This is a genomic window from Streptomyces sp. ISL-98 (genome assembly GCF_018614055.1).
In the GTDB taxonomy this organism is placed as follows: Bacteria; Actinomycetota; Actinomycetes; order Streptomycetales; family Streptomycetaceae; genus Streptomyces; species Streptomyces spiramyceticus.
In genome coordinates this window covers 160,946-186,211 of sequence record NZ_JAGGPB010000025.1, presented here as the reverse complement: position 1 = coordinate 186,211, position 25,266 = coordinate 160,946, and the positions used below count along the sequence as shown (strand labels likewise).

Annotated in this window: 28 protein-coding genes and 2 pseudogenes; 11 read left to right on the top strand and 19 right to left on the bottom strand. The window is 68.8% G+C overall.

Annotation, left to right across the window (positions count from 1 at the left end; genetic code table 11):
• The first annotated feature begins 64 nt into the window (after nt 1-64).
• The 3 genes from J7I98_RS18215 (at nt 65) to J7I98_RS18205 (ending at nt 2,084) form a co-directional block, all read left to right on the top strand.
• Nucleotides 65-409 (top strand): helix-turn-helix transcriptional regulator, encoded by a 345-nt coding sequence (locus J7I98_RS18215; protein ID WP_214921770.1) that lies wholly within the window; start codon nt 65-67, stop codon nt 407-409.
• A gap of 74 nt (nt 410-483) precedes the next feature.
• Nucleotides 484-969: a GNAT family N-acetyltransferase gene (locus tag J7I98_RS18210; RefSeq protein ID WP_214921769.1), complete on the top strand. Its 486-nt coding sequence runs from the start codon at nt 484-486 to the stop codon at nt 967-969.
• Nucleotides 970-1,196: 227 nt separating this feature from the next.
• Complete coding sequence (locus J7I98_RS18205; RefSeq protein ID WP_214921768.1) at nt 1,197-2,084, top strand: class I SAM-dependent methyltransferase; 888 nt, start codon at nt 1,197-1,199, stop codon at nt 2,082-2,084.
• Between the two features lie 53 nt (nt 2,085-2,137).
• Here the strand turns inward: J7I98_RS18205 and J7I98_RS18200 are convergent, their stop codons facing one another.
• From J7I98_RS18200 to J7I98_RS18185, 4 genes are all read right to left on the bottom strand, one after another.
• The gene (locus tag J7I98_RS18200) at nt 2,138-2,875 is read right to left on the bottom strand and encodes an ankyrin repeat domain-containing protein (protein ID WP_214921767.1); all 738 of its coding nucleotides are present in this window, start codon (nt 2,873-2,875) and stop codon (nt 2,138-2,140) included.
• A 245-nt stretch (nt 2,876-3,120) separates the two neighbouring features.
• Nucleotides 3,121-3,486 carry a hypothetical protein gene (locus J7I98_RS18195; protein WP_251020806.1) on the bottom strand — a complete coding sequence of 122 codons (366 nt, stop codon included), beginning with the start codon at nt 3,484-3,486 and terminating at the stop codon, nt 3,121-3,123.
• A 40-nt stretch (nt 3,487-3,526) separates the two neighbouring features.
• Nucleotides 3,527-4,585, bottom strand: a complete 1,059-nt coding sequence (locus J7I98_RS18190; protein ID WP_214921766.1) for an NAD-dependent epimerase/dehydratase family protein — start codon at nt 4,583-4,585, stop codon at nt 3,527-3,529.
• Between the two features lie 94 nt (nt 4,586-4,679).
• Nucleotides 4,680-5,309, bottom strand: a complete 630-nt coding sequence (locus J7I98_RS18185; RefSeq protein WP_214921765.1) for a hypothetical protein — start codon at nt 5,307-5,309, stop codon at nt 4,680-4,682.
• A 261-nt stretch (nt 5,310-5,570) separates the two neighbouring features.
• On the opposite strand from J7I98_RS18185, the gene J7I98_RS18180 reads away from it, so the two are divergent.
• Nucleotides 5,571-7,274 carry a glycoside hydrolase family 18 protein gene (locus J7I98_RS18180; RefSeq protein ID WP_308377848.1) on the top strand — a complete coding sequence of 568 codons (1,704 nt, stop codon included), beginning with the start codon at nt 5,571-5,573 and terminating at the stop codon, nt 7,272-7,274.
• Between the two features lie 31 nt (nt 7,275-7,305).
• Here J7I98_RS18180 and J7I98_RS18175 read toward each other — a convergent pair whose 3' ends face one another.
• Entirely contained in the window at nt 7,306-8,313 is a 1,008-nt protein-coding gene (locus tag J7I98_RS18175; protein WP_308377847.1) for an aldo/keto reductase, read from the bottom strand.
• Between the two features lie 131 nt (nt 8,314-8,444).
• Here J7I98_RS18175 and J7I98_RS18170 point away from each other — a divergent pair, with 131 nt between their 5' ends.
• Nucleotides 8,445-9,371, top strand: coding sequence for a LysR family transcriptional regulator (locus J7I98_RS18170; protein WP_214921763.1), 927 nt, complete (start codon nt 8,445-8,447; stop codon nt 9,369-9,371).
• 138 nt (nt 9,372-9,509) lie between these two features.
• Here the strand turns inward: J7I98_RS18170 and J7I98_RS18165 are convergent, their stop codons facing one another.
• From J7I98_RS18165 to J7I98_RS18135, 8 genes and pseudogenes are all read right to left on the bottom strand, one after another.
• The gene (locus J7I98_RS18165; RefSeq protein ID WP_214921762.1) at nt 9,510-10,484 is read right to left on the bottom strand and encodes an NAD(P)-dependent alcohol dehydrogenase; all 975 of its coding nucleotides are present in this window, start codon (nt 10,482-10,484) and stop codon (nt 9,510-9,512) included.
• Entirely contained in the window at nt 10,481-10,717 is a 237-nt protein-coding gene (locus J7I98_RS18160) for a helix-turn-helix transcriptional regulator (protein ID WP_214921761.1), read from the bottom strand. Before J7I98_RS18160 ends, J7I98_RS18165 begins: the two co-directional genes overlap by 4 nt.
• Nucleotides 10,711-11,148, bottom strand: coding sequence for a hypothetical protein (locus tag J7I98_RS18155; RefSeq protein ID WP_308377846.1), 438 nt, complete (start codon nt 11,146-11,148; stop codon nt 10,711-10,713). The genes J7I98_RS18160 and J7I98_RS18155 overlap by 7 nt, the downstream gene beginning before the upstream one ends.
• A gap of 70 nt (nt 11,149-11,218) precedes the next feature.
• The gene (locus tag J7I98_RS18150; RefSeq protein WP_214921760.1) at nt 11,219-12,460 is read right to left on the bottom strand and encodes an RNA polymerase sigma factor; all 1,242 of its coding nucleotides are present in this window, start codon (nt 12,458-12,460) and stop codon (nt 11,219-11,221) included.
• Nucleotides 12,461-12,508: 48 nt separating this feature from the next.
• Entirely contained in the window at nt 12,509-12,865 is a 357-nt protein-coding gene (locus J7I98_RS18145; RefSeq protein ID WP_214921759.1) for a YciI family protein, read from the bottom strand.
• A gap of 640 nt (nt 12,866-13,505) precedes the next feature.
• Nucleotides 13,506-13,697: pseudogene (locus tag J7I98_RS42915) on the bottom strand (hypothetical protein); the annotation flags it as partial.
• A 297-nt stretch (nt 13,698-13,994) separates the two neighbouring features.
• Nucleotides 13,995-14,612, bottom strand: a pseudogene (locus J7I98_RS41080) (caspase domain-containing protein); the annotation flags it as partial.
• Between the two features lie 44 nt (nt 14,613-14,656).
• Nucleotides 14,657-15,073 carry a hypothetical protein gene (locus J7I98_RS18135; RefSeq protein WP_308377845.1) on the bottom strand — a complete coding sequence of 139 codons (417 nt, stop codon included), beginning with the start codon at nt 15,071-15,073 and terminating at the stop codon, nt 14,657-14,659.
• A 161-nt stretch (nt 15,074-15,234) separates the two neighbouring features.
• Between J7I98_RS18135 and J7I98_RS18130 the strand changes: the two genes are divergently transcribed.
• From J7I98_RS18130 to J7I98_RS18120, 3 genes are all read left to right on the top strand, one after another.
• On the top strand, nt 15,235-15,636 hold the full coding sequence (locus tag J7I98_RS18130) for a VOC family protein (protein WP_214921757.1): 402 nt from the start codon (nt 15,235-15,237) through the stop codon (nt 15,634-15,636).
• A gap of 132 nt (nt 15,637-15,768) precedes the next feature.
• Nucleotides 15,769-15,909, top strand: a complete 141-nt coding sequence (locus J7I98_RS18125) for a hypothetical protein (RefSeq protein ID WP_214921756.1) — start codon at nt 15,769-15,771, stop codon at nt 15,907-15,909.
• A gap of 125 nt (nt 15,910-16,034) precedes the next feature.
• Entirely contained in the window at nt 16,035-16,520 is a 486-nt protein-coding gene (locus J7I98_RS18120; RefSeq protein ID WP_214921755.1) for a GNAT family N-acetyltransferase, read from the top strand.
• Here J7I98_RS18120 and J7I98_RS18115 read toward each other — a convergent pair.
• Entirely contained in the window at nt 16,508-16,960 is a 453-nt protein-coding gene (locus J7I98_RS18115) for a YbhB/YbcL family Raf kinase inhibitor-like protein (protein WP_214921754.1), read from the bottom strand. The genes J7I98_RS18120 and J7I98_RS18115 overlap by 13 nt on opposite strands.
• Nucleotides 16,961-17,195: 235 nt before the next feature.
• Here J7I98_RS18115 and J7I98_RS18110 point away from each other — a divergent pair, with 235 nt between their 5' ends.
• Entirely contained in the window at nt 17,196-17,399 is a 204-nt protein-coding gene (locus J7I98_RS18110; RefSeq protein WP_214921753.1) for a cold-shock protein, read from the top strand.
• A gap of 128 nt (nt 17,400-17,527) precedes the next feature.
• Here the strand turns inward: J7I98_RS18110 and J7I98_RS18105 are convergent, their stop codons facing one another.
• The 5 genes from J7I98_RS18105 to J7I98_RS18085 all read right to left on the bottom strand — a co-directional run bounded on the left by J7I98_RS18105 (nt 17,528) and on the right by J7I98_RS18085 (nt 21,679).
• A complete protein-coding gene (locus J7I98_RS18105; protein WP_374225142.1) occupies nt 17,528-18,457 on the bottom strand; it encodes a zinc-binding alcohol dehydrogenase family protein in 930 nt (309 codons plus the stop codon).
• 56 nt (nt 18,458-18,513) lie between these two features.
• Entirely contained in the window at nt 18,514-18,846 is a 333-nt protein-coding gene (locus tag J7I98_RS18100) for a MerR family transcriptional regulator (protein ID WP_214921752.1), read from the bottom strand.
• Nucleotides 18,847-18,928: 82 nt separating this feature from the next.
• Nucleotides 18,929-19,561 (bottom strand): nucleotide exchange factor GrpE, encoded by a 633-nt coding sequence (grpE, locus tag J7I98_RS18095; protein WP_214921751.1) that lies wholly within the window; start codon nt 19,559-19,561, stop codon nt 18,929-18,931.
• Nucleotides 19,558-21,435: a molecular chaperone DnaK gene (dnaK, locus tag J7I98_RS18090; protein ID WP_214921750.1), complete on the bottom strand. Its 1,878-nt coding sequence runs from the start codon at nt 21,433-21,435 to the stop codon at nt 19,558-19,560. The genes grpE and dnaK overlap by 4 nt, the downstream gene beginning before the upstream one ends.
• A 10-nt stretch (nt 21,436-21,445) precedes the next feature.
• Nucleotides 21,446-21,679, bottom strand: coding sequence for a J domain-containing protein (locus tag J7I98_RS18085; protein WP_214921749.1), 234 nt, complete (start codon nt 21,677-21,679; stop codon nt 21,446-21,448).
• A 215-nt stretch (nt 21,680-21,894) separates the two neighbouring features.
• On the opposite strand from J7I98_RS18085, the gene J7I98_RS18080 reads away from it, so the two are divergent.
• Together J7I98_RS18080 and J7I98_RS18075 are read left to right on the top strand one after the other, a co-directional pair.
• Nucleotides 21,895-24,357, top strand: a complete 2,463-nt coding sequence (locus tag J7I98_RS18080) for a SpoIIE family protein phosphatase (RefSeq protein WP_214921748.1) — start codon at nt 21,895-21,897, stop codon at nt 24,355-24,357.
• 178 nt (nt 24,358-24,535) lie between these two features.
• Nucleotides 24,536-25,207 (top strand): DUF4360 domain-containing protein, encoded by a 672-nt coding sequence (locus J7I98_RS18075; protein WP_214921747.1) that lies wholly within the window; start codon nt 24,536-24,538, stop codon nt 25,205-25,207.
• The last annotated feature ends 59 nt before the right edge of the window (nt 25,208-25,266 follow it).

The window sequence follows — 25,266 nt, the reverse complement described above, 5'->3', positions numbered from 1 at the left end:
ACCAGGCAAGGGCCGGGATGCCTCATGGCACCCCCGGCGAGGCCGGAACGGCTAGGAGAGCGGCATGCCGGACCAGGCGGCGGGCAGCGGACACCGCCCCGCACCAGTGCATACGGACCCCGACGACGTTTCTCTCCTGACCGCGTTGTCCGCGCTGGCCGATCCCGTACGCATCCAACTCGTCCGGGAGTTGGCGGGCTCCGACGACTGGACGCGCAGCTGCGGCAGCTTCGACGTGCCGGTCGGCAAGGCGGCACTCAGCCACCACTTCGCGGTACTGCGCGGCGCCGGCGTCGTCGAACAGCGTGATCAGGGGTCCAAGCGGGTCAACCGGATACGCCGCGAGGAATTCGACGCACGCTTTCCCGGACTGCTGGACCTGATCATCCGCGCCGACGCCCCCGGTTAGGCGTGCCGTTGACCTCATATGACCTCATGTGACTTCATGCCGGACTTGACCGAGACGAATCGCGGAGACACGACATGACACCGAACGCGTCCATACGGACCGGCGGAGTATCGCTGCGCACAGCCACCGCCGAAGACGCCGAACCCATCACCAGCGTCTTCCTCGCCTCGCGCACCGAGGCCATGCCCTACCTGCCGAGGGTGCACAGCGACGAGGACACACTCGCCTGGATCACCCACGTCGTGCTGCCGGGCACCACAGTGTGGGTGGCCGAGGCGGAAGACACGGGTGACCTGTTGGGCTTCGCCTCCCTCGACGGAACAGAGCTCGACCACCTCTACCTTCGTCCCGACGTACGACGCCGGGGCATCGGGTCATTGCTGCTGGAGAAGGCCCGCGAGGCCAGCCCGAAGGAGCTCAACCTGCACGTCTTCCAGCGAAACACCGCCGCCCGGGCTTTCTACGAGCGGTACGGATTCAGCGCGGTCGACTTCAACGACGGCAGCCGGAACGAGGAGAGGGAGCCGGACGTCACGTATCGGTGGACCGCTCAGGGATGACCGTACGGCGGTGTACCGACACTGACTTGGAAACGAGCGGCATGCGTACGACGGACCCGCGGACCGTGGACGGACGCGGCCACGCGCAGTGGCCGTGGGAGAAGTAACGTAAAAAGCAGTGGGGCACCCGACCGGCAGCCAGGGCGCACGAAGTGGTACGGGCGATGCCCTGGCCGGGGGCCCGCGTGTCTGCGGTCTGGGCGGACCCGGTCGGGGATCGTGGTCGCATGAAGGAGCAGCGGTTCGACATGTGGGCGGCCGGGGACGCCTACGAGCGGTATATGGGCCGGTGGAGCCGTCCGGTCGCGGATGGGTTCGTGGCGTGGCTCAGCTGCGAGGACGGTTTGTGGTGGCTGGATGTGGGGTGCGGTACCGGCGCGTTGACCGCGACAGTGGCCGCCCGGTGTCGGCCCCGGATGCTGGTGGGGCTGGACCGGTCCGCCGGGTTCGTGGTCTCGGCGCGTGCCGCCGCTCCGGCGTCGGCGTGTTTCGTGGTGGCCGACGCGCTCTCGCTGCCGGTGGGCGACGGAGCGTGCGACGTTGCCGTCAGCGGACTGGCGCTCAACTTCCTTCCCGCACCGGGCTCGGCCGTGGCCGAGGCGGCCCGCGTGGTGCGGCCCGGCGGGCTGGTCGCGGCGTACGTGTGGGACTACGCCGAGGGCATGGCGTTCCTGCGGCACTTCTGGGATGCCGCGGTCACAGTGGATCCGTCGGCTGTCGCCCTGGACGAGACCCACCGCTTTCCGGTGTGCCGCCCAGATGTGCTGCGTGCGCTGTGGATGGAGGCGGGGCTGGTCGATGTGGCGGTAGCCCCGATCGAGGTGCCCACCGTCTTCGCCGACTTCGCGGATTTGTGGGAACCATTCCTGGCCGGGCAGGGGCCCGCCCCTGGCTACGTCGCCGCTCTCGCACCGGCCGTCCGGGACCGATTGCGTGACACGCTCAGCGAGGCTGTGCCCACGCGTCCGGACGGGGCGATCGCGCTCACCGCCCGCGCATGGGCGGTCCAGGGCCGGCGGCCAGTCCGCGCTGGGGAAGACGGCCGGTTCGACGTGTTTCTGTCCAAGTTCTCCAGCCAGGCCGACCGGACCGATGCGGAAGGTCACCCGGCGTAGGGCGTAGTGGACGGAAGGCTGCGCTCGCGGCGTACGGGCGGTGAGCCGGGCACTCAGGTCAGCTCGGCGCGGGCCTTCGCGCCCTGGGTACGTAGCCACTGGACCACGTCTTCGGCGTCCTCGGCGCGGGCGATGTCGAGGGGCGTCTTGTCGTCGTAGCCGATCCAGTTGATGTCCGCGCCGTTGCGGTGCAGATACTGGGCGGTGGGCAGGCGGCCGCCGTGGCAGGCGCCCCAGAAGGCCCGGGTCACTTCGTCCGGAGCCGGCGGTTCCGGCGTTTCGACGAGGGCTTCGACTCGGTCGAGCAGGCCGAGGGTGGCCGCGTCCTGCAGGCTCGTACGCGCGCCGTGTTCGATGAGCCGGTGCGCTGCCTGCCACTGTCCGAAGCCGCGGGCGTCGGCGAGCGGTGTGCCACCGCCGATGACGGCCCCCGGCGCTTCGATATCGGCGCCTGCCTCGACGAGTGCGTCGAGTACGGCGATGTCGTTGCTGCTGGCGGCCCAGTGCAGGGGCGTTTCGGTGTGGGCGCCGGCGAAGCGGGCGTTGGGGTCGGCTCCGGCGGCGACGAGGGTGGCGACGGTCGCGGGAGCGTTGGGGAAGTGACCGGGCCAGTCCGTCGCGATGTGCAGCAGGCTCCGTGTCCCGGCCGCGGCGCAGCCCTCTTCACTGATCCTCGCGGTGGCCAGGCCGGGGTGGTCGGAAAGGAGCTGCTGGAGCGCCGGGCCGTCACCGGTGCGGATCGCCTTGGTGACCGCGATGGCCAGCGGGTCTTGTGAGTTGAGAGTGTCCATGGCTGTCCTCCTGGTCGGTGATGCTCCGATCCTGCCAGCAGGCGATCACGACGGTCGGTGATCCGGCCAAGCCATGCCTCGCTGCGCGACCTGCTGCCCGCGCCACCACTCACCCCGGGCGGCTGCCGCGACTACCCGCCGGAGACCGCACCACGGCGCGCTATGCCGTGAGATCCGCGAATTACTGCATGATCTGATGGCGGACCTCACGGACATATATGACGACGCGCTCGACCTGAATTCGGTCAGAGGCGACGTACCCGCGCAGCGATCCCATGGCCGAGCAGAAGGTAAATTGCGGCGGGCAGGCCGTAATTGAGGAAAACTCTCAGGCCTTCGGTCTCCATCGTGAAGATGTCCTGGGACCAGCCGGCCAGCCAGTCGGCCATGCCGTGCACAAAGCCGACGAAGACATTTCCCTGGTTGGCGTCGAGCAGGTACAGGAGGACCCACAGGCCCAGAAATCCGGCTGCTATGTCCGCGATCGTATGGATCGCCAATGCTGCCCGGTTTACTCCGTCGCCGTTCCGGCTACGGCTATGGGTGTCCCTGTTGGGGTCATACGGGTGGTAGTTGTCGTTTACGGGCATGGGCTCATGGGGATTGTTCATGCCCTCCCTGCTTGCCTGGCGCGAGTACCGGAAACCTCTTTCAAACCTGCGATTTCATAACGGGCCCGGGTTCGAGACTGGCGTTCCAGGCCCTGAGTACGTCGGCCTCCTCCGCCGCCGTGAGTGCGATCGCGTGGCCGGTACCGCGCAGGCGTCCGGCGGTGTCGCGAGCGGTCTCGGCCAACGGCCGTGAGCGCAGCCCGGCCGCCAGCGACGGGGTGACGTCGCGGCTCATGAAGCCCGCGCACTGGGGGAGCGGCAGCCACATCGGCAGCGACCGTGGCCCGGCCCACGGCGCGACCCGCTGCTCGAAGAGGAAATCCTGAGGCACGCAGGTGAGGGTGATGTCGCCGTCGGCCAGCCCGGTCAGGAACGTCTGCCAGGTCATCGGAGCCCCGATGCCGTCGAACGTGCCGGTCAGTCCTTGCTCGCCGGCTTCGACGATCCACGCGGCCAGGCCACGGACGTCGATGAACTGGACGAGGTCCTCCGGTGCGCCGGGGACAAGGATCTCACCGCCTCGGATCGCGAAGAGCTTTCCCGTCAAGGCCCGTAACGAGGCCGAAGCGCCAACTCTCCTGAGCCAGTAGTCGAAGCGTCCCAGCGGATCTTCCGGTCCTACGACGAGCCCGGCCCGGCAGACAAACACCCGGCCGGGTTCCAAGGCGTCCCGTACGAGCTGCTCGCAGGTCACCTTGCACGGACCGTAGACGGCCGGATCCAGACCGGGGTCGTCCGCCTCCGGCGGCGCGGGAGCGACCAGGGGTGCGGTGTTCGCACGCTGGCCGGGCGTCGCGTTGTCCGAATACACCGATCCGGTCGACACGAAGGTGAAGTGTCCGACGCGACCGGCGAGCGAACCCAACGCATGGCGTACGTGACTCGGGCGGCGAGTGACGTCCACCACCGCGTCGAACTCCCCTTCCAGAACGCTCAGGCCGTCAGGGTCGTCGCGGTCCGCCCGGACGAAGCGCACGCCGGCGACCGGGCTGCCGGACGAGCCGCGAGCGACACAGGTGACGTCATGCCCGGCCGCGAGCGCGTGCCGGGCAACGGCGCGACCGAGGAAGGCCGTCCCACCGAGAATGAGAAAGCGCATCGCGTCATCATGCTGTGCCTGCCGGACGCCGTCGAGGCGGCAGCCCACGGTGGTGGCCGAACTCCTTCCTTGCCGAGCCGGGCCCTCGGTGGGGTCAGTTGGCGGGTGCCTGGTAGAGGCCGCGGCCGGCGCGGTGTGCCCTGGAGGTGGCGACGAGGCGGTCGAGTGTGCTGCGTACGGCGTTGATGCTGTTGGCGGATTCGTCGCGTCCCAGCGCTTCTGCGACGTCGCGGGCGCGGACGGGGCTCTCGCCGGACTTGGCGAGGAACGCCGCGATCTGCTCGGTGAGGCTCTCGCCGGCCTGGGCCGGCATCGCGGGCGGTGCCGTCTTCTTCGCGGGCTTCGCCTTGACGCTCTTCGCCGGGGCGGCCTTCGACTGGGCGGCCTTCTTCGCCGGGCGCTGCTTCTGCTTGGCAGGCGCTTCCGCGCTCTTCCGCTTCGCACCGGAGGACGCCTTGGGGCCGGTGACGAGTTCGGCCTCGGTGCTCGCGGACGGGGCGGGCTTGGCCTCCGGCTCGGGCTGGGGGGCCGGTTCCTGGACTTCCGGTGCGAGGGACAGCGCCTGCAGAGCGCCGAGCGCGGTGCGTACGGATTCCAACCGTTCGGTCACTGCGGCGAGTTCTGACTCCAGCGACTGCTGCTGCTCTTCCAGCCGGGGAAGTTCCGCCTGCAGTAGTGCTGTGGTAGTCGCGACGCTGCCCGGTGTGCTGGTTGTGGAATTCATGGTGTTGCCTTTCTGATTCCGGCCCACTGCTGAGCGTGGTGATCGGTGACCGTTGAGGGGCAGCCTACGGTTTGTTGTGTTGTGGTGGGAATCCGGTGACGGCAGAGCACTCTTCCGAGGCGGGTCGTGGAGTGGCCGGGTGCCTCCGACGGTCGGTGGCAGAGGTCTTGACAACTCCGTTGGTCTGGACCATTTTTACGGCAACGGTGGCCACCGTTGTCTCGTGCACCCCCTCTCGCCATACCCCCACCGGAGGCAGTAGTGGACCGCACCACACGCTCACGAAGATGGTTCGCCAGAGCACTGGCGGTGGTCGCCGCATCCGCGCTCGGCGTTGCCGGACTGACAGGAAGCGCTCAGGCGGCCGACGTCAACGTCGCCAAGAACGGCGGCTTCGAGTCCGGACTCGCCAACTGGACGTGCACGGCCGGTAGCGGGGCCACAGTGTCCAGCCCCGTGCACGGCGGGGCGGCTGCCCTCAAGGCGACCCCGGCCGGGCAGGACAACGCCAAGTGTTCGCAGACAGTCGCGGTCAAGCCCAACTCGACGTACGTGCTGAGCGCGTGGGTGCAGGGCTCGTACGTCTACCTGGGCGCCGGCGGCACCGGCACGACCGATGTGTCCACCTGGACACCCGGCGCCTCGGGCTGGCAGCAGCTCACCACCACCTTCACGACCGGGGCGAACACGACCTCCGTCACCGTCTACACGCACGGCTGGTACGGCCAGCCCGCCTACCACGCCGACGACCTGACCGTCGTCGGGCCCGACGGCGGCGGGGGCACCGACCCCGAGCCCGGCATCCCCGCCGTGCCCAGCGGGCTCGCAGTCGGAGCGACCACGGCATCGTCCGTCGCCCTGTCGTGGAACGGCGTGTCGGGCGCGACCGGCTACAACGTCTACCGGAACGGCACCAAGGTCCAGGCCGCATCCGGGACGTCGGCCACCGTGACAGGGCTCAGCGCCTCGACGTCGTACCAGTTCCAGGTGTCCGCGACCAACGCGGCGGGCGAGTCCGCGAAGTCGGCGGCCGTCACCGGCACGACCACGGGCGGAGGCGGCGACCCGGGCAACCCCAACGTGCCGAAGCACGCACTGACCGGCTACTGGCAGAACTTCAACAACGGCGCGACCGTCCAGAAGCTGAGCGACGTACAGGCGCAGTACGACATCATCGCGGTCTCCTTCGCCGACGCGACCGCCACACCGGGTGCGGTCACTTTCAACCTCGACTCGGCAGGGCTCGGCGGCTACACCGTCGCCCAGTTCAAGGCCGATGTCGCGGCCAAGAAGGCCGCCGGCAAGTCGGTCATCATCTCGATCGGCGGCGAGAAGGGCACAATCACCGTCAACAGCGCGGCCTCCGCGACGAACTTCGCGAACTCGGTGCATGCGCTGATGCAGGAGTACGGCTTCAACGGCGTCGACATCGACCTGGAGAACGGCCTCAACTCCACGTACATGACACAGGCGTTGCGTTCGCTGTCACAAAAGGCGGGATCCGGCCTGGTCATCACCATGGCGCCGCAGACCATCGACATGCAGTCGACCTCGAACGAGTACTTCAAGACGGCGCTCAACATCAAGGACATCCTGACCGTCGTCAACATGCAGTACTACAACAGTGGTTCGATGCTGGGCTGCGACGGCAAGGTCTACTCCCAGGGCTCGGTGGACTTCCTCACCGCGCTCGCCTGCATCCAGCTGGAAGGCGGCCTGGCACCGTCCCAGGTAGGGCTCGGCGTACCGGCATCGACGAGCGGTGCGGGCAGCGGCTATGTCTCGCCCACGATCGTCAACAACGCCCTGGACTGCCTGACCCGTGGTACCAACTGCGGATCCTTCAAGCCGTCCACGACCTACCCGAGCCTGCGCGGTGCGATGACCTGGTCCACGAACTGGGACGCGAAGGCCGGCAACGCCTGGTCCAACGCGGTCGGCCCGCACGTTCACAACCTCCCGTAGACGCAAACCTCTCGTAAGCAGCTCCGCCGGTTCAGACGGCGGGGACTGGCGGCGAGGAGAGAATCGCATCGATACGCTGGAGTTCGGCCTCGCCGAACTCCAGCCGCGCGATGGTCTCGACGCTGTTGCGCAACTGCCGGTCGCTGCTCGCACCGACGACCGCGGAGGACACCGTGTCGTCGCGCAGGACCCAGGCGAGCGCCATCTGGGCCAGTGACTGGCCCCGCTCAGCTGCCAGTTCATTCAGCGACCGCAGGCGCGACACCAGCGGTTCCGTCACCGCTTCCGCGGTCAGGAAGGGGCTCGTGCCGGCCGCGCGGGAGCCTTCGGGGACACCGTCGAGGTAGCGGTCCGTGAGAAGTCCCTGGGCGAGCGGCGAGTAGGCGATGGCTCCGGCTCCCACCTCGCGCAGGGTGTCGAGCAGGCCGTCCTCGGGTGCGCGGTCCAGCATCGAGTAGCGAGGCTGATGGATCAGCAGGGGAGTGCCGAGCTCGCGCAGGATCGTCGCGGCCTTGTGCGTCTCCTCGACGGGGTAGTTGGAGATGCCCGCGTAGAGCGCTTTGCCCTGCTGGACGGCGGTGTGCAGCGCACCCATCGTCTCATCCAGGGGCGTGTCCGGGTCGAAACGGTGCGAGTAGAAGATGTCGACATGGTCGAGCCCCGTCCGGCTCAGGCTCTGGTCGAGCGACGCGAGCAGGGACTTCCGCGAGCCCCACTCCCCGTAGGGGCCCGGCCACATCAGATGTCCGGCCTTCGTGGAGATGACGACCTCGTCCCGGTACGGCGCGAAGTCCTCGGCGAAGAGGCGCCCGAAAACGGTCTCGGCCTCTCCCGGTGGGGGACCGTAGTTGTTGGCGAGGTCGAAGTGGGTGACCCCGAGGTCGAAGGCGCACCTCAGGATCTCGCGCTGTGTGTCGAGGGTGCGGTCGCTTCCGAAGTTGTGCCAGAGGCCGAGTGAGAGTGCCGGGAGTTTGAGTCCACTACGGCCGATACGGCGGTACGGCATGGTGTCGTACCGGCTGGGGTGGGCGGTGTACACGTTGGTCTCCTCTGCGCGTGTGGCTCGGGTTGCGGGGGCGCCGGGACGCTGCGTATCCCAGCGTGTCGGATCAGCCTTCATCCCGTCCAACAGAAGAATGCGAAGGGTTCCAGAAGCTATCCTTCTGAATCATGGAGCTGCGACACCTTGAGTACTTCGTCACCGTGGCCGAGGAGTGCCACTTCACCAGGGCCGCACAGAGGCTCATGGTGTCCCAGTCCGGACTGTCGGCCTCCGTGCGGGAACTGGAGCGCGAACTCGGCACCGCGCTGTTCGCCCGTACGACTCGCTCGGTCGGACTGACCGAAGCGGGGCGCGCGTTGCTGGCCGAGGCGCGGCGCACCCTCTCGGCCGCCCGCGCCGCCAAGGACGCCGTGGCCGCGGTCCAGGGGCTCCTGCGCGGAACGCTCACCTTGGGCACCGAGCAGTGCATCGCGGGTGTGCATGTCCCCGGGCTGCTGGCGCGCTTCAACCAGCGGCATCCGCAGGTGGAGATCCGGCTGCGTCAGGCCGGCTCCGCGCAGCTCATCGAGGAGGTCGGCAGCGGACGGCTCGACCTGGCTTTCGCCATCGACTGCGGGGACACGCCCCGGACCGTACGGATGCTGCCGCTCACGGACGAGCCGATGATGCTGCTCTGCCACGGGGATCATGCGCTCGGTGGAGCCGCGGAAGTGTCCTGGCACGAGCTGCGTGACGAGCCGTTCATCGACTTCCACTCCGACTGGGGGCCGCGCAGGGTCGGCGACGCGGCTTTCGCCGCCGCCGGAATCGGCCGCCAGGTCTCTCTGGAGGTCAATGACGTACACAGCCTGCTGGAGCTGGTCCACGAGTCGCTGGGTGTCGCGCTCGTTCCCCAGCACTTCGCGAGGAAACCGGAGGCGAAGGGGCTGCGCGCCGTACCGCTGGCCGGTGCGGAGCATCTGACGTACAGCAGCGTGACGGCCCTGCCGCAGGAGGAGTCCACGAGCCCGGCGGCCCGTGGGCTTCTCGGGCTGCTGGACATGACCGCTCCGGCGAGCACCCTGGACGCGACGGTCGGTGGACTCGGCGGTTGAGCAGGTCTCACGCCTCTTTCGCGAGACCGGCTCAGCCGAACCAGACCACCAGGCGTACGTTCTCGTCCCCGTACTCGGCGGCAAGATCCCGCATGGCCTTCCAGGCCGGGCCCACCGCCCCGTGTCCGTCGGAGAGGTCTACACGCTGACGACGATCTTGCCGAGTACGTGCCCCTCCATCAGGTAGTTGATGGCTTCGGGGACGTCCGCCAGCGGGTAGGTCCGGTCGATGACCGGTGTCACCGAGCCGGCCTCGATGAGCTCCGTGAGGACCTCAAGGTCGGTGTGGGGCAGATCCATGGCCGCCAGCCCGCGGAGCCGTTGGCCGATGAACGGCGATATCAGCAGCGCCCGCAGCTGCCGGTCGTTGCCGCCGATCCAGTTGCCGCCGCCCTCGCCGCCGATGATGACGAGGGTGCCGCGGGGGTTGAGGGCGCGGCGGAGTCCGGAGAGGGGGCGGTTGCCGGCGGTGTCGAGGACGAGGTCGTAGCGGCGGGCGCCGTCGGTGGGGTCTTCGCGTGTGTAGTCGATGACCTCGTCGGCGCCGACGGAGCGGACCAGGTCCGCCTTGGCGGCGCTGCAGACGCCGGTGACGTGGGCTCCGGAGGCCTTGGCCAGCTGTACGGCGAAGTGGCCTATCCCGCCGCCCGCGCCAATCACGAGGACGGTCTGACCGGCCTTCAGCCGTCCGGCGTTGCGCACGGCCTGAAGAGCGGTGCAGGCAGAGACCGGAACGGCGGCCGCCTGTTCGAAGCTGAGGTTCGCCGGCTTCCGCGCGATGTTGCCCTCCTTGGCGCAGGCGTACTCGGCGAACGACCCGTCGCAGGTGCCGTACACCTCGTCGCCCGGCCGGAAGCGGGTGACGTCCGGACCGACAGCCTCCACGCGCCCCGCGAGGTCCTGGCCCCGGACGCGGTCCTTGGGCGCCCGCAGGCCGAAGCCCATGGCGCGGATCAGGTACGGCATGCCCGCCATGAGGTGCCAGACGCCCGGGTCGACGGCGGCCGCGTGGACCCGTATGAGCACCTCGCCGCTGCCGGGCACCGGCTGAGCGATCTCTTCCAGGCGCAGCACCGACGACGGTCCGTAGGTGGCATGGGTGATGGCCTTCATTGGGTCTCTCCCGCGTTGTTGTGTGGGTACTGGAACACTGCGTCGAGCGGTACACCGAATACACGGGCGATCTGGAAGGCCATCTCCAGAGAGGGTGAATAGCGGCCCTGTTCGATGGCGATGACGGTCTGGCGGGAGACGCCGATGCGGCCGGCGAGCTCGGCCTGCGTCATCTCGCCGTGGGTGAAGCGCAGGGCTCGGATCGCGTTGGTGACCCTGGTCGGCTTCACCACGGGTGGAAGCCCAGCCGGTACGAGACGATCTTCGTCACGGATCCGAGCAGCGACGACAGGACGAACGCCAGGTAGATCGCGTTGGCGATCCAGAACTGGTCGAGGTCGGCCATGGCCAGGGCGAGCCCGGCCACGCCGCCGATCACGACGAACGACTGTCCGATGTGCTCGCCGAAGCGGTGGATCTCCCGGTCGCGCTGGTCCTTGGTGTTCGCGTCCTCGGGCGAGAACGTCGCCAGCGCGATGTGGAGAACGATGGACGCGGCGATCGCCGCGCCGACCGTCCACAGCAGCGCGGACACATAAGGCGTGTCGGCGAGGGGTGCGTCTCCGGGCCGCCCGAGGACGACCGCCAGGTAGACCGCGTACGACGCGACCGTGACCAGGAGCATGCTCCAGGCGCGTTTCTCTTCGAAGGCCACTCGGCTCACTCGCTCCCCATGTAAAGAAAACCTGACACCCTGGAGTGTCAAGCAGCCTCAACACGATGTCAAGTGTTCTTTACTTCGCGGAGTGTGAGGCCCTCTCCAGGAGCAGTTTCCGCTCAGGTGCGTTGCGGGTCAGCGACGCCGCCCTCTCGAATTCCCTGCGCGCTTCCTCGCCCCGCCCCAGGCGCTCCAGCAGATCCCCCCGGACGCTCGGCAGCAAGTGGTAGGCACTGAGGGCCGGTTCGTCCGCCAGGGCGTCCACCAGCTTCAGGCCGGCCGCGGGGCCCTCCGACATGGAGACGGCGACCGCCCGGTTCAACTCGACCACCGGGGACGGAGTCAGCGTCATCAGCCGGCCGTACAGCGCGGCGATCGTCGCCCAGTCCGTGTCCTCGTACCGGACGGCCTGCGCGTGGCAGGCGGCGATCGCGGCCTGGACGGAGTACGGGCCGTGGCCCGCGCGCTCCAGGGCCTCGATGCCACGGCGGATGAGCATGCGGTTCCATCTGGACCGGTTCTGGTCGGCGAGCAGCACCGGCTCGCCGTCCGGGCCCGTGCGGGCCGCGATACGGGAGGCCTGGAACTCCAGGAGTGCGGCCAGGCCGTGGACTTCGGGCTCCTTGGGCATCAGGCCCGCCAGAACGCGGACCAGGCGGAGCGCGTCCTCGCACAGGGCCGGGCGCACCAGGTCGTCGCCGGCCGTCGCGGAGTACCCCTCGTTGAAGACGAGGTAGATGACTTCGAGGACCGACGAGACGCGGGCGGCACGCTCGGCGCCGTACGGGACTTCGAACGGGACGCCGGCCTTGGCGAGCGTGCGCTTCGCGCGCACGATGCGCTGGGCGACCGTCGCCTCGGACGTCAGGAACGCGCGGGCGATCTCCTCCGTAGTCAGCCCGCCCAGCAGCTTCAGCGCGAGCGCGATCCTCGCCTGTGTCGACAGCACGGGATGGCAGGCGGTGAAGATCAACCGCAGCAGATCGTCGTCGATGCCCTCGGGGTCCGTGGCGTCGGCCGGATCGGGCGGAGGCATGTCCTCCAGGGTCCGCCCGACCTCCGCCAGCTTGCGCGCGTACGTCTCCTTGCGGCGTACGAGATCGATCGCGCGGTGCTTGGCCGTGGCCATGAGCCAGGCGCCCGGCTTGTCCGGGACACCTGACTCCGGCCACTGCTCCAGTGCGGCGACCAGAGCGTCCTGCGCGAGCTCCTCGGCGATGCCCATGTCCCGCACGATGCGGGTGACACCTGCGATGATCCGCGCGGACTCGATCCTGAACACCGTTTCGACCGTCTCGGTCGCGCTTGCTGCCGTCACGGCCACCCATCAGAACAGGGGTGGCGGGGCGGGGCAAGCGCGGGCGGATCAGGCCTCGGCGATCTCGCGGACCTCGGCCGTGATGGTCCAGTAGTCCTCGTGGGTCTGCAGGAACCGCTTGGTCCACTCCAGGGCCTCGGCCTTGTCCTTGGCCTGCACGATGGAATAACCCCCGATGACTTCCTTGCTCTCGGTGAAGGGCCCGTCGGTGTAGCTGAGCTTGCCGCCGGACCAGGTGACCCGGGTGCCCTCGGTGGTCGGGGCGAGGCCCGCCGTGTCCAGCATGACCCCGGCCTTGGTGATCTCCTCGAGCAGTGCGCCCATACGCTCCATGAGCTCGAGGCTGGGTCCCTCGGCGGGGACGTTCTGCTCGTCGATGCGGATCAATGTCAGGAAGCGCGGCATGGTGACCTCCTCGGTCGGGAGGGCGGGGGCTGTCCCTGCCTCTCACCCTTGCGTCGAACGGGAGACGGCCGAATCGACAGCTTCCCCGGAATTCTTCCGAGAATTTTCCGGGGCGGCCACGCGATCAGCCCCGCTGGATTCCGTCGGTGTCGAGCAGCAGTCCTCTGAGGCCGTCCTGGGTCTGGGCGAGGATGGCGTTTCCGCGTTGTTCGACGGCGAGGTACCAGGTGCCTGGTACCAGTTCTGCCACTGGTGTCAGTGAGCCGTCCTCGCTCAGGAGCTGCTGGGGCTCCGGTACGGCGAACCAGAACAGCGTGAAGTCCGGCTCCGGAGAGGCGGCCACCGCACCGGCCAGGCGCTTCGCCTTGCGCACGGTCTGCTGGGCACGGTTTTCCGCCACGCCGCTGTCGCCGCGCTGGATTCCGTGGGTGTCGAGCAGGAATCCTCTGAGGCCGTCCTGGGTCTGGGCGAGGATGGCGTTTCCGCGTTGTTCGACGGCGAGGTACCAGGTGCCCGGTGCCAGTTCTGCCACTGGTGGCAGTGAGCCGTCCTGGTCCTTCAGCGGACACGGCACCGGTACGGCGAACCAGAACGGCTGGAAGCCCGACTTTGCGGCTGCTGCCGCGTCCACGCCGCTGTCGCCGCGCTGGATTCCGTGGGTGTCGAGCAGGAATCCTCTGAGGCCGTCCTGGGTCTGGGCGAGGATGGCGTTTCCGCGTTGTTCGACGGCGAGGTACCAGGTGCCCGGTACCAGTTCTGCCACTGGTGTCAGCGAGCCGTCCTCGCCCATGAGCGGACGCGGCACCGGTACGGCGAACCAGAACAGCGTGAACTCCGGTTCGGGACGGGCCGTCACGGCGTTCGCGAGGCGCTGTGCCGTCTCCACCGTCTGCCGGGCACGGCGTTCCGCCTCCTGGCGCAGCTCCTCGTTCTCCAGACGCAACTGCTCTGCGCGCTTCTCCATCTGTACGAGCCGCATCTCGGCCTCCCTGTGCCGGAAGATGAGGCTTGACCGGTCGGGCGCGAAGGGCGGTGCGGCGGCCCCGGGCTCTGCGGCACGGTTACGGGCGATGGCGATGAGGCCGCCCGTGTTCCGGTTGCGCTGCTGCGGCAACGGTCGGGACTTGCCGGCGAGCCTCCGATGAAGGTGCCGGTAGAGGGTGTCCATGTCGAGCGGATCGGGCCTGCCCGGGACGCCCTCGTTCAGGGCGCCGATCAGCTCACCGGTGAACGCGGTGTACGTCTCCCCGGGAGGGGCCAGCGCCGGACGGGTCTCGGCGGAGGCCGTGAGCAGGCACGTACCCTCAACAACGGCCTGATCCGCGATATGCGCGCTCGCGCTCATCCTGCCGAGCAGCGCGCGTCCGCTGTAGCAGCAGTCGAGGATCACCACCGTACGGCGGGCACGCGCCTGGGGGTCCAGCACTGCCCGGCGCAGATACTCGTACCGCAGCGAGGTGTACTCGCGTTCGCGGTCCGAGTCGGGCAGGGCCAGATACAGCTCGTCGGTGTGAAGGTCTGTCAGGCCGTGTCCCGCGTAGTAGACGAGCAAGGTGTCCTGGGCCCGGCGGGCCCTTTCCCGCAGGGTGTCCAGCACGTGCCCCGCACTGGCGGGCTGCGAGATCACCGTGCATGCCCCGGCCGGCAGCCCCCACACCGCGGGATCGGTCAGGGCATTCCGCAGCCCCTCCAGGTTGCGGGCGACCGCCGGCAGGTTCTCCATTTCGGCGTAGTCATGGACACCCACCAGCACGGCTTCCGAGTGAGCCGGGTCCGACAATAAGGCCACGGTTACTCGCCGTCTCCGTCCGTCGAGGTGGGCGAGGGCCCGGTGTTCTCGTTCCAGAGCTTGAGGATCTGCTCGACCGTTTCGGGCGAGGCGCCTTCCAGGGTGACCACTACACCGTTGCGTTCGAGCCGCACCTGAGGCGGACGCGGACGCGAGCCCCGCCACGTCACGACGGCGGTGATCAGGCTGCCCAGCGCGATGCCGTTGGCAAGCACGACGTTGACGATGTCCAGGGCTCCGCCCATGTGACCCTGACCCGGCTGCCCGGACCTGGTGGTCACGTCCGCACAGCCGCGCAGCTCGGGTTCTGCTGTCAGCCAGCGGTACAACGACGTCGCGGACTCGGCGAGGTCGGGGCTGTGTGCGTCCTGCGTGCCGTTGCCGGCCGTGTCGTTGCTGAACGTGAGATTGAACTCCACGCCCCTGGTTCCTTCCCCCGACGGTGCTCAGAAGTGCTCATCGTAGAGGCCGGCCTGCGCGAGTACCGGCGTTTCCAGGGGGCCCGTGGCATCGGTGAACGCATTGCTTCGAGAAGATGGCCTGAACTGCCCAACTACGAAGAAAGAGAAGGGCTCAACCCATGACCTCGTCCTTGTTCAACGTCGCCTTCGACTGCGCCCATGCCTATGACACTGCGCAGTTCTGGAGCAAAGTCGTCGGACACCCGCTCAACGACGACGACGAGCCCGGTGACCACGTCGCGGTCATCAAGCTGCCCAGCGGCGTGCACCTGTACTTCGCCGACGTGCCCGAGCCGAAGACCGTGAAGAACCGGGTGCACCTGTGTCTCCAGCCGGACATCTCGCGCGATGCCGAGGTGGAGCGGCTGGTGGAACTGGGGGCGAAAGTGGTGGCGGATCGCCGCAGTCCCGACGGCACGGGGTGGGTGGTGTTCGAGGACCCCGAGGGCAGCGAGTTCTGCGTACTGCGCAGCGCCGAGGAGCGGAAGGCGGGGGAGGCCGAAGAGGCCCCGCACGCGTAACTGAGGCAGTTGCTGACCACCCTCACGGGCGTTGAGCCATCCGCAGCACGTCGCCCGGGCGATCGGCGCCACCACCTCCGGCGACTGCGCTACTTTTCGTACGCCGATCCGTACTGAAAGTGAGTGTTTGTCATGAGTGAGTACGACGAGTACACCACCCCGTCGCAGGCTGAGGGCGAGGACGACGATCCAGCCGAGGAGCAGCACCCCAGTACTCCCAGACCCACTCCGTCCCAGGCAGAAGGCGAGCGTACGGAGGACGACGAGACCTGATCCCACCTGCCGGAGCCTTGGAGATCTGCGGCATCTCGCCCCGCGGGATGCCGATCTCCTTCCTCCCCGCTGCCGTACGGGGCGAGCCTGAAAAATCACTTGATCCAACTGATTACAGTTTCGGCATGACGACGACACTCCGCCTGGCGAAGATCACTGACGACAACTTCGACGCCGCTGTCGGCCTGAAGGTCCGCCCCGACCAGGAGCACCTGGTCGCACCCGTCATGAAGTCCCTGGCCGAGGCGTACGTGAACCCGGACACAGCCTGGCCTCGCCTCATCCTCGACGGCGACCGGCCCGTCGGCTTCCTCATGGCCTTCATCGACATAGACTTCGCCGGCGACGGCAAGGGCACCGACATCCGCTCGGGCCTGTGGCGCCTCAACATCGCGGCCGGCGAACAGGGCCGCGGCTACGGCCGCTTCGCCGTCCAATCGGTGGCCGATGAAATCCGCCGCCGCGGCGGCACCCGTCTCACCACCACCTGGCTCCCGGGAGACGACGGCCCCGAGGGCTTCTACCTGGGGCTCGGGATCCGGCCGACGGGGGAAATGAGCGGGGACCAGAAGGTGGGGGAGTTGGAATTGGGGGACGCTCAGCGCTGGTAGAGGCCGAAGAATGTGCCGTCGGCCAATTGCCGGTCGTCCACTGCGGCGTGCACGTCAGCGGCGCTCGCCTTGTCGTCCAGAGGGGTCGGCTCCGGGAGTGCGTAGATGCGGAAGAAGTACCGATGCGCCTTGTCGCCGGCGGGAGGGCGCGGTCCGCCCCACCCGCGGTCGCCGAAGCCGTTGAGCCGCTCCTTTCCGCCGCGTGGCGTCTGCCCGGCCTCCACACCGTCGCTCGCGGGGTCGATGCCTGTGACCAGCCAGTGCATGAAGGTCCCACTGGGCGCGTCGGGGTCCTCACACAGCAACAGCAGCTCTGAAGTGCCGTCGGGCACACCGGACCAGGACAGATCGGGGGAGACGTCTTCTCCGTCCTTGGAATAGCGGCGCGGGATGAACGCTCCGTCGTCGAATGCGGAACTCTTGAGTTCGATTCCAGCCATACGAGCAGCGGTACCCCGCCCCGGCGCAGGCCTGCGGAGCCGGTCGGCAAAATGCACCGAGTGGCGCAGCACTTGTCGACGAACGCTCGGTGTGGACTGTCCCCAACACAACAGTCGGTTGAAGTCCTTTCGCCGGCATGGCGTTTCTGCCCGTCCCTGCCCGATCGGGCAGGGACAATCACCGTCGACCCGCACGACGTGGGGCTCGCTACCCGTTTTCATGAGGGAGATCGACATGGCCACCGGCACTGTGAAGTGGTTCAACGCGGAAAAGGGCTTCGGCTTCATCGAGCAGGACGGCGGCGGCCCCGACGTGTTCGTCCATTACTCGGCCATTGCCAGCAGCGGATTCCGCGAGCTCAACGAGGGCCAGAAGGTCCAGTTCGACGTCACCCAGGGACAGAAGGGCCCGCAGGCGGAAAACGTCACGCCCGCCTGAACCGGCCTGCGCGCCGGATCACCGCAGCAAGGCCGTCGGTCACCGCATGACGAGCACGGCCACCCCGGTGAGCCGGCCGGCCCCCAGATCCTCCAGGGCCCGGTCGGCCCGCCGCATCGGATAGCTCGTCACCCGGACGGTGGGTCGCAGCCGCGCTGCCTCGGCGAGGTACGCGCGCCGTCCTCGCGGGTGTTGGCGGTGACGCTTCGCACGGTCCGTTCCTGGAACAAGTGGCGGGCGTAGTCGAGCGGGGGGATGGCGCTCAGGTGGATCCCGGCGATCGCGAGCGTGCCGCCCCGGTCCAGTGCCGACAGCGCCACCGGCACCAGGTGCCCGGCCGGTGCGAACAGGATCGCGGCGTCCAGCGGCTCCGGAGGTGCGCCGGCTCCGGCTGATGCCGCCCCCAGTTCCAGGGCCAGCCGCTGCGCCGTCGGTGACCGCGTAACGACGTGGACGTCGGCACCCCGGGCGATGGCGAGCTGGGCGGTCAGGTGTGCGGAGGCGCCGAATCCGTAGATGCCCAGCCGGCCGCCGGGCGGCAGGTCGGCCCGCTGGAGCGCCCGGTAGCCGATGATTCCCGCGCACAACAGGGGTGCGGCTTCCTCGTCGTTCCACCCTTCCGGGAGGCGGTAGGCAAATCGGGCGTCCACGACGAGATGTTCGGCGAATCCGCCGTCGATGTCCCAGCCGGTGTAGCGCGAGCTTGGGCACAGGTTTTCGCGTCCCGTGCGGCAGTAGTGGCACTGCCCGCAGGTTCCCGCCAGCCAGGCGGCCCCCACCCGGTCACCGAGGCGGAAGTCCTGGACGGCGGGTCCGGCGGCGACCACCTCGCCGACCACTTCGTGGCCCGGCGTGCACTGTGGCTTGCGAGGAGTCAGGTCGCCTTCGGCCAGGTGCAGGTCGGTCCGGCACACTCCACAGGTGCGCACGCGCACCAGCAGTTCGTACGGGCCGGGCTCGGCAGTCCGGCGCTCCACCAGACGCAGCGGGGCGGACGTGATCGGACCCGGGCGCTCCACCACCCAGGCGGACGTCGCCCCACGGCTTGGTGGCGCCATCGTCGGTCTCCTGTCTCAGACCACTGCGTCGGACCCCAGCCTCAGCCCTTGGTGTTTCAGCCGGGACGCTGCTGGTCGGCAGGCAGCCGCCCCCGCTCGACGACCGCGTCCCGCGCGGCCAGTTCGGCCTCCAGGCCGCGGATGTGCGCCTTCAGGGCCAGCACCCGGCGGACCCCGGCGAGAGTGAGTCCTTCGTCGATCAGCTTCATCGCCTCGGCCACCTGGCTGATCTCGCGTCGCGAGTACCGGCGCTGCCCTCCGGCCGACCGCGCCGGAACCACGACGCCCTGCTCGTCCAGGCGCCGCAGGAAGGTGACCCGCGCGTCCAGCATCTCTGCGACCTGTCCGATGGTGTAGAGCGCGGCATCGGCGTCATCGATGGGCAGCACGTTGACGCGCGCCTCCTGCCAGGGGCGGCCGGCGCCGCACGTCGGGGCCGGCGTCGCGCTCGGCCGGCCGTCGGGCCATGGCTCACACCTCCTGCCTGTGCGGACCGGTGGGCGGTTCGGCGACCGCCACCTCGGCGGCGCGCAGGAGGTGGTCGCCGACCCGGTAGCCCGGGCGCAGGATCGCGGTACAGGTGGGGCGCTCGACCTCGTCGGTATGGCTGTACGAGATGGCCTCGTGCACGAACGGGTCGAAGGGATCGCCCACCGCGCCGAAGCGCTGCAGGCCCAGTGCCGCCAGTTCGGACCGCAGCGCCTCGGCGACGCGTTCGAAGCCGCCGGTCACCTCGCCCTGCGCGGTGGCCTCGGTGACGGCGTCGAGCACGGGCAGGAGCCGGCCGAGTACGTTGGCCACGGCGATCTCGCGGACCGCCAGGCGGTCGCGGCGTACCCGCTTGCGGTAGTTGTCGTACTCGGCCTTCAGCCGTTGCAGGTCGGCCGTGCGTTCACGCAGTTCCGCACGGAGCGCCTCCTCCCGGGACGGCCGGGGCGCGTCGCCCCCGCCACGCCCGGACGGCGCGTCGGCCGCCCTGCCGGTCCGCTCATCGGGGCCGGCGGCACGGGTCGACAGGGCGGCTGGGGGACCGCCGCGCCGCCCTTCACGGACGATCTCGAGCGGCGCATCGGGGTGGCCGCTGACATCGGTCGGGCGGTTCATCCCTCGCCTCCTCGCTGCTTGTCCTCATCGACGATCTCCGCGTCGACGACGTCCTCCTCGTCGCCGGCCTGCGCACCCGAACTGCTCTCGCCCGCCCCGCCGGCGCCCGCAGAGGAGCTCTGCGCCTGGGCATCGGCGTACATGGCCTGGCCGAGCTTCTGGCTGACCACGGCCACCTTCTCGGTCGCCTCGCGGATGGCCGGGGAGTCCTCGCCCTTGAGCTTCTCCTTCAGCTCGGCAACAGCGGCCTCCACCTCCGTCTTGACCTCGCCGGGCACCTTGCCCTCGTTGTCCTTCAGGAACTTCTCCGTCTGGTAGACGAGCTGCTCGGCCTGGTTGCGGGTCTCGGCGGCCTCACGGCGCCTGTGGTCCTCCTCCGCGTGCTGCTCGGCTTCGCGGACCATCCGGTCGATGTCGTCCTTCGGCAGCGCGGAGCCGCCGGTGACGGTCATCCGCTGCTCCTTGCCGGTGCCGAGGTCCTTGGCGGCAACGTGCATGATGCCGTTGGCGTCGATGTCGAACGTGACCTCGATCTGCGGGACACCGCGCGGGGCCGGCGGCAGACCGGTCAGCTCGAACATGCCGAGCTTCTTGTTGTACGACGCGATCTCGCGCTCGCCCTGGAAGACCTGGATCTGCACGGACGGCTGGTTGTCCTCGGCCGTCGTGAAGACCTCGGAGCGCCTCGTCGGGATCGTCGTATTGCGCTCGATCAGCTTCGTCATGATGCCGCCCTTGGTCTCGATACCGAGCGACAGCGGCGTGACGTCGAGGAGCAGAACGTCCTTGACCTCGCCCTTGAGGACACCGGCCTGCAGTGATGCGCCGATGGCGACGACCTCGTCCGGGTTCACACCCTTGTGCGGATCCTTGCCGGTCAGCTCCTTGACCAGCTCGGTCACAGCGGGCATCCGGGTCGAGCCGCCGACCAGGATCACATGGTTGATGTCAGCGAGCTTGATCTTCGCGTCCTTGACCGCATTGTGGAACGGGGCCTTGCACCGCTCCAGCAGGTCGGCGGTCAGCTGCTGGAACTGCGAGCGCGTGAGCTTCTCGTCCAGGTGCAGCGGCCCCTCGGCCGACGCACTCAGGTAAGGCAGGTTGATCGTGGTCTCGGTCGCGGCCGACAGCTCGATCTTGGCCCGCTCGGCGGCCTCGCGAAGCCGTTGCGTGGCCATCTTGTCCTTGGACAGGTCGATGCCGTACGCGTTCTTGAACTGCTTGGCCAGGTGATCCACGATCCGCTGGTCCCAGTCGTCACCGCCCAGGTGCGTATCACCGTTGGTGGCCTTCACCTCGACCACGCCCTCGCCGATATCCAGCAGCGATACGTCGAAGGTGCCGCCACCGAGGTCGAACACGAGGATGGTCTGGTCGTTCTCCTTGTCCAGGCCGTAGGCGAGCGCCGCGGCCGTCGGCTCGTTGATGATCCGCAGCACCTTCAGGCCCGCGATCTCCCCGGCCTCCTTGGTCGCGGTGCGCTGGGAGTCGTTGAAGTAGGCCGGAACGGTGATGACGGCGTCCGTCACGTCCTCACCCAGGTACGCCTCGGCATCGCGCTTGAGCTTCTGCAGCACGCGCGCCGAGATCTCCTGAGCGGTGTAGCGCTTGCCGTCGATGTCCCCGCTGTCCGGGAAACGCCACTGCGCCTCGCCCACGTGGCGCTTGACCGACCGTGCGGTGCGCTCAATGTTGGTTACGGCCTGCCGCTTGGCGATCTCGCCCACCAGCACGTCACCGCTCTTCGCGAAACCGACCACCGAGGGGGTCGTCCGGGCGCCCTCGGTGTTGGTGATGACCGTGGGCTCACCGCCCTCCAGCACACAGACCACCGAGTTCGTCGTACCAAGGTCGATACCCACTGCACGTGACATTGCCTTCTCCTCACCCTGCGCTCCACTTCCACAGCAGGTCGGGCAGATGTGGCCACGCCGTGCTGGCGGCCACGACGTCGGCGAACCTGCGGTCCGCCGTCGGGCTGTCGGGGTTGGCGTCGGGGTGCAGCGCGCGCACGAGCCTGCGGTAGGCCGAGGTGATCTGTCCGGCCGAAGAGCTCGGCTCCACGCCGAGCACCGCGTAATGGCCGGGCCGTCGGCCCGATGCCTCCCGCCCTGCCATTGCGCTCACCTCCCAGCCGCTCTGACCTGCGGATACGGAGGAAACCTCTTCAAAGAACTGAATAGAACGTACCGACGCAATTGTCAAGATGTTCCAGTTCGGGGCATATGGGCCACGGCGTCGTGGCGCGGCAACCGTCGCATGGGCGCACACCGGTTGTGCCCGTCCTGGCCAGGCCCGATTCTGTACGTAATGAACCGGGCCGGTGTGGCGCCATGAGCGCATGGAACGCGGCACAGCAGATTGCCGACTTCCGTGGCCCCCTCGACGTCACCAGGGCGGCCACGGCGGTTCTCGACGCCCAGGACACGGTCATTGGCTGGAGTCCCGCCGCCGAGCGTCTCTTCGGCTACGCGCAGGACGAGATCGTCGGAAAGCCCCTGAGTACCTTCCTGCTACCCGGGCCTGGCCATGTTTCCCCTCCGGACGAGCAGCCCGCCCCCGCCCTGGTCCGCCCGTTCGGTGGAATCGAGAGCGGAAACGAGATCCGCTCCGCCCGGCACCGGGACGGCCGCGAAGTACTCGTCGCGACGGCGGTGTGCAACCTGCCCGGCACCGGTGCGGCGGAGCGCGTCCTCGTGGCGACGGAGCTCGACGACCTGCGGGTGTGGGAATCCCGGCTGGCCATGCTCCACGGGCTGGCCACCCAGTCACCCGTCGGCCTGGGCATTTACGACACCGACCTGCGCCTGACCTGGTGCAACGCGGCCTATGAACGGGAGATAGGACGGCCGTTCGCCGAGTTCCGCGGCATGCGGGCCGATGAGCTGTACGCCACGGGCAGGTTCGTGACCCAGGGGTATCAGGGATACCCCCACACGCTCGACTCCGTCATGCACCATGTACTGGACACCGGTGAGCCGATTCTCGACCTGCATTTCGAGGGCGAGCCTCCCAGCGATCCGGGAACGATCCACCTCTGGTCCTGTTCGTACTACCGGCTCCAGGACGCTTACGGGAACGTGCTCGGCGTATGCGAGGACGCTTTTGACGTCTCCGACCGTTACCGGGCCCAGCAGCGGCTGGCCCTGCTCGTCGAGGCAGGCCGCGGAATCGGCACCGCCCTGGACGTGACGGTCACCGCCGAGAAGATCACCGAGGTGGCGGTCCCGGACTTCGCCGGCACCGTAACGGTCGACCTCGCGAAGGCGGTGCTCGAAGGGGAGGCGCCGGTCACCGGCGGCTCGGCGGCGATGGCCCTCGTACGGGTCGCCCGCCGTTCGGCCGGCTCGCCCGAGGAGGGTGACCTGAAGGCACCGGGGGAGTCGGGGGAGGGGGAGGAGTCGCAGAGCCATCAGCCTCCCCGCGTCGATTTCCCGCCGGGTTCGCCCCAGGAACGCAGCCTCGCCTCGGGCGGGCTCGTGCTCGACGACACCACTCTGGTGGTGCCGTTGCGGGCCGGTGGCAGCGTACTGGGACTCGTCACCTTCATCCGCGATACGCGTGCGGGCACGTTCGACAACGGTGAAGTCGCTCTGGCCGTCGAGCTGGTGGCCCGTACGGCGGTGGGAATCGACAACGCCCGCCGCTTCACCCGTGAACGCGCCGCGGCCCTCGCCCTGCAGCGCCAGCTTCTGCCGCAGCACGTGCCGGAGCAATCGGCCGTGGACCTGGCCTACCGCTACCTCCCGGCGGACGACGTAACCGGGGTCGGCGGAGACTGGTTCGACGTCATCCCCCTGTCCGGAACGCGGGTCGGACTCGTCGTCGGAGACGTGGTCGGCCACGGCCTGCAGGCGGCCGCAACCATGGGACGACTGCGTACGACGGTACGTGCGTTCGCCCAGATGGACATGTCTCCCGACGAGCTGCTGACACGGCTCGACGACCTGGTCGGGCAGGCGGAGGAGGAGCAGTCACATGCGCTCGGACAGCCCGAGGGCCTCTATGACGATGTGACAACAGGGGCGACCTGCCTCTACGCCGTCTACGACCCGGTCTCGCGACGATGCGTCATGGCCCGGGCGGGCCACCTTCCGCCGGCGGTCGTCGACCCCGACGGCAGACTGTCGTTCCCGGACCTCCCGGCCGGCCCGCCCCTGGGCCTCGGCGGCCTGCCGTTCGAGTCGATGGAGATCGAGCTGCCGGAGGGCAGCCTGCTGGCTCTCTTCACCGACGGCCTGGTCGAAGCGCGCGACCGCGACATCGATCACGGACTCGACACCCTGGGACGAGTACTCAGTGACCGGCACGCGTCGCTGGAAGAACTGTGCGACCGGGCCGTGTCGGAACTCCTGCCCGAAGGCACCATGGAGGACGACACGGCCCTGCTGCTCGTACGCACCCGGGAACTCGACACTTCGCAGGTCACCGACTGGGAACTGCCCGCCGAGCCGGTCGCGGTGGGCCACGCCCGCGAGCTGGCCACCGGACAGCTTCACGCCTGGGGCCTGGACGAGCTGACCTTTGCGACCGAACTCGTCGTCAGCGAGCTGGTCACCAACGCGGTCAGGCACGCCGGCGGACCGCTTCACCTGCGCCTCATCCGTGACCGCACGCTCCTGTGCGAGGTCGCGGACGCCGGCCACACGTCACCGCATCTGCGTCACAGCGGGGAGGACGACGAAGGCGGGCGCGGCCTGTTCATCGTCGCCCAACTCGTTCAGAGGTGGGGAACGCGCTACACCCGGTCGGGCAAGACGATCTGGACCGAACAGGCCTTCCCCTCGGAGGAATGACCGGCGCGGGCCCCGGGCCGGTCCTCCCCGCTTTGCGGCCGATAACCGGCCTGTCCGGCTGCGGCATTGGCCCCTACGATCCGAAGCGTTCGGGCGGGTCAGCCGGTTGAAAGATTGACATGTCCATGACTTCACCGGGATTGGCCGCCCACTTCGACCGACAACCGATCGGAGCCCCATGCCCAGAACCCTGTCCCACGCGTTATTCGCCTGCGGCGCGACCACGGCCGTCCTCGCGGCGACTCTCCTCGCACCGACCACGTCCACCGCGGCGGAGGGCTCCATCGTCGCCCCGCCCGACAAGATCGTCATCGAGGTCGCGACCGTCAATGGCTCGGGCTGCCCCACAGGCACCGCCGCCATAGCCGTCGCCCCCGACAACACGGCCTTCACCGTTACGTACAGCGAGTACCTCGCCCAGGTCGGCCTCGGCGCGAAGCCCACCGACTTCCGCAAGAACTGCCAGCTCAACCTCATCGTGCATGTCCCGCACGGCTTCACCTACGCCGTCGCCAGCGCCGACTACCGCGGCTACGCGCACCTGGAGCCGGGCGCCAGTGCCGTTCAGAAGGCGTCGTACTACTTCCAGGGCTCGCCCGACACGGCGGCCGCGTCGCATCCGTTCCGCGGCCCGTACGACAACAACTGGAACGCGACGGACGAGACCGACTGGGGCCAGCTCGTCTGGGCGCCGTGCGGCGTGAAACGCAACTTCAACATCAACACCGAGCTGCGGGTCAACGCCGGCACCTCCGACCCGGCCAAGACCAACAGCTTCATCGCCATGGACTCGACGGACGGCGACATCAAGACCGTCTACCGGCTCGCCTGGAAGGAGTGCCGGGCCTAGCACGTGCGTCGGCTCCCGAGACCACTGCTCGGGAGCCGACATCAAAGGCCGCGCGTCAA

Coding starts and splice junctions, on each gene's coding strand:
- J7I98_RS18215 (WP_214921770.1), top strand. CDS start 65: ATGCCGGACCAGGCGGCGGGCAGCGGACACCGCCCCGCACCAGTGCAT.
- J7I98_RS18210 (WP_214921769.1), top strand. CDS start 484: ATGACACCGAACGCGTCCATACGGACCGGCGGAGTATCGCTGCGCACA.
- J7I98_RS18205 (WP_214921768.1), top strand. CDS start 1,197: ATGAAGGAGCAGCGGTTCGACATGTGGGCGGCCGGGGACGCCTACGAG.
- J7I98_RS18200 (WP_214921767.1), bottom strand. CDS start 2,875: ATGGACACTCTCAACTCACAAGACCCGCTGGCCATCGCGGTCACCAAG.
- J7I98_RS18195 (WP_251020806.1), bottom strand. CDS start 3,486: ATGAACAATCCCCATGAGCCCATGCCCGTAAACGACAACTACCACCCG.
- J7I98_RS18190 (WP_214921766.1), bottom strand. CDS start 4,585: ATGCGCTTTCTCATTCTCGGTGGGACGGCCTTCCTCGGTCGCGCCGTT.
- J7I98_RS18185 (WP_214921765.1), bottom strand. CDS start 5,309: ATGAATTCCACAACCAGCACACCGGGCAGCGTCGCGACTACCACAGCA.
- J7I98_RS18170 (WP_214921763.1), top strand. CDS start 8,445: ATGGAGCTGCGACACCTTGAGTACTTCGTCACCGTGGCCGAGGAGTGC.
- J7I98_RS18165 (WP_214921762.1), bottom strand. CDS start 10,484: ATGAAGGCCATCACCCATGCCACCTACGGACCGTCGTCGGTGCTGCGC.
- J7I98_RS18145 (WP_214921759.1), bottom strand. CDS start 12,865: ATGCCGCGCTTCCTGACATTGATCCGCATCGACGAGCAGAACGTCCCC.
- J7I98_RS18130 (WP_214921757.1), top strand. CDS start 15,235: ATGACCTCGTCCTTGTTCAACGTCGCCTTCGACTGCGCCCATGCCTAT.
- J7I98_RS18125 (WP_214921756.1), top strand. CDS start 15,769: ATGAGTGAGTACGACGAGTACACCACCCCGTCGCAGGCTGAGGGCGAG.
- J7I98_RS18120 (WP_214921755.1), top strand. CDS start 16,035: ATGACGACGACACTCCGCCTGGCGAAGATCACTGACGACAACTTCGAC.
- J7I98_RS18115 (WP_214921754.1), bottom strand. CDS start 16,960: ATGGCTGGAATCGAACTCAAGAGTTCCGCATTCGACGACGGAGCGTTC.
- J7I98_RS18110 (WP_214921753.1), top strand. CDS start 17,196: ATGGCCACCGGCACTGTGAAGTGGTTCAACGCGGAAAAGGGCTTCGGC.
- J7I98_RS18105 (WP_374225142.1), bottom strand. CDS start 18,457: ATGGCGCCACCAAGCCGTGGGGCGACGTCCGCCTGGGTGGTGGAGCGC.
- grpE (WP_214921751.1), bottom strand. CDS start 19,561: ATGAACCGCCCGACCGATGTCAGCGGCCACCCCGATGCGCCGCTCGAG.
- dnaK (WP_214921750.1), bottom strand. CDS start 21,435: ATGTCACGTGCAGTGGGTATCGACCTTGGTACGACGAACTCGGTGGTC.
- J7I98_RS18085 (WP_214921749.1), bottom strand. CDS start 21,679: ATGGCAGGGCGGGAGGCATCGGGCCGACGGCCCGGCCATTACGCGGTG.
- J7I98_RS18080 (WP_214921748.1), top strand. CDS start 21,895: ATGAGCGCATGGAACGCGGCACAGCAGATTGCCGACTTCCGTGGCCCC.
- J7I98_RS18075 (WP_214921747.1), top strand. CDS start 24,536: ATGCCCAGAACCCTGTCCCACGCGTTATTCGCCTGCGGCGCGACCACG.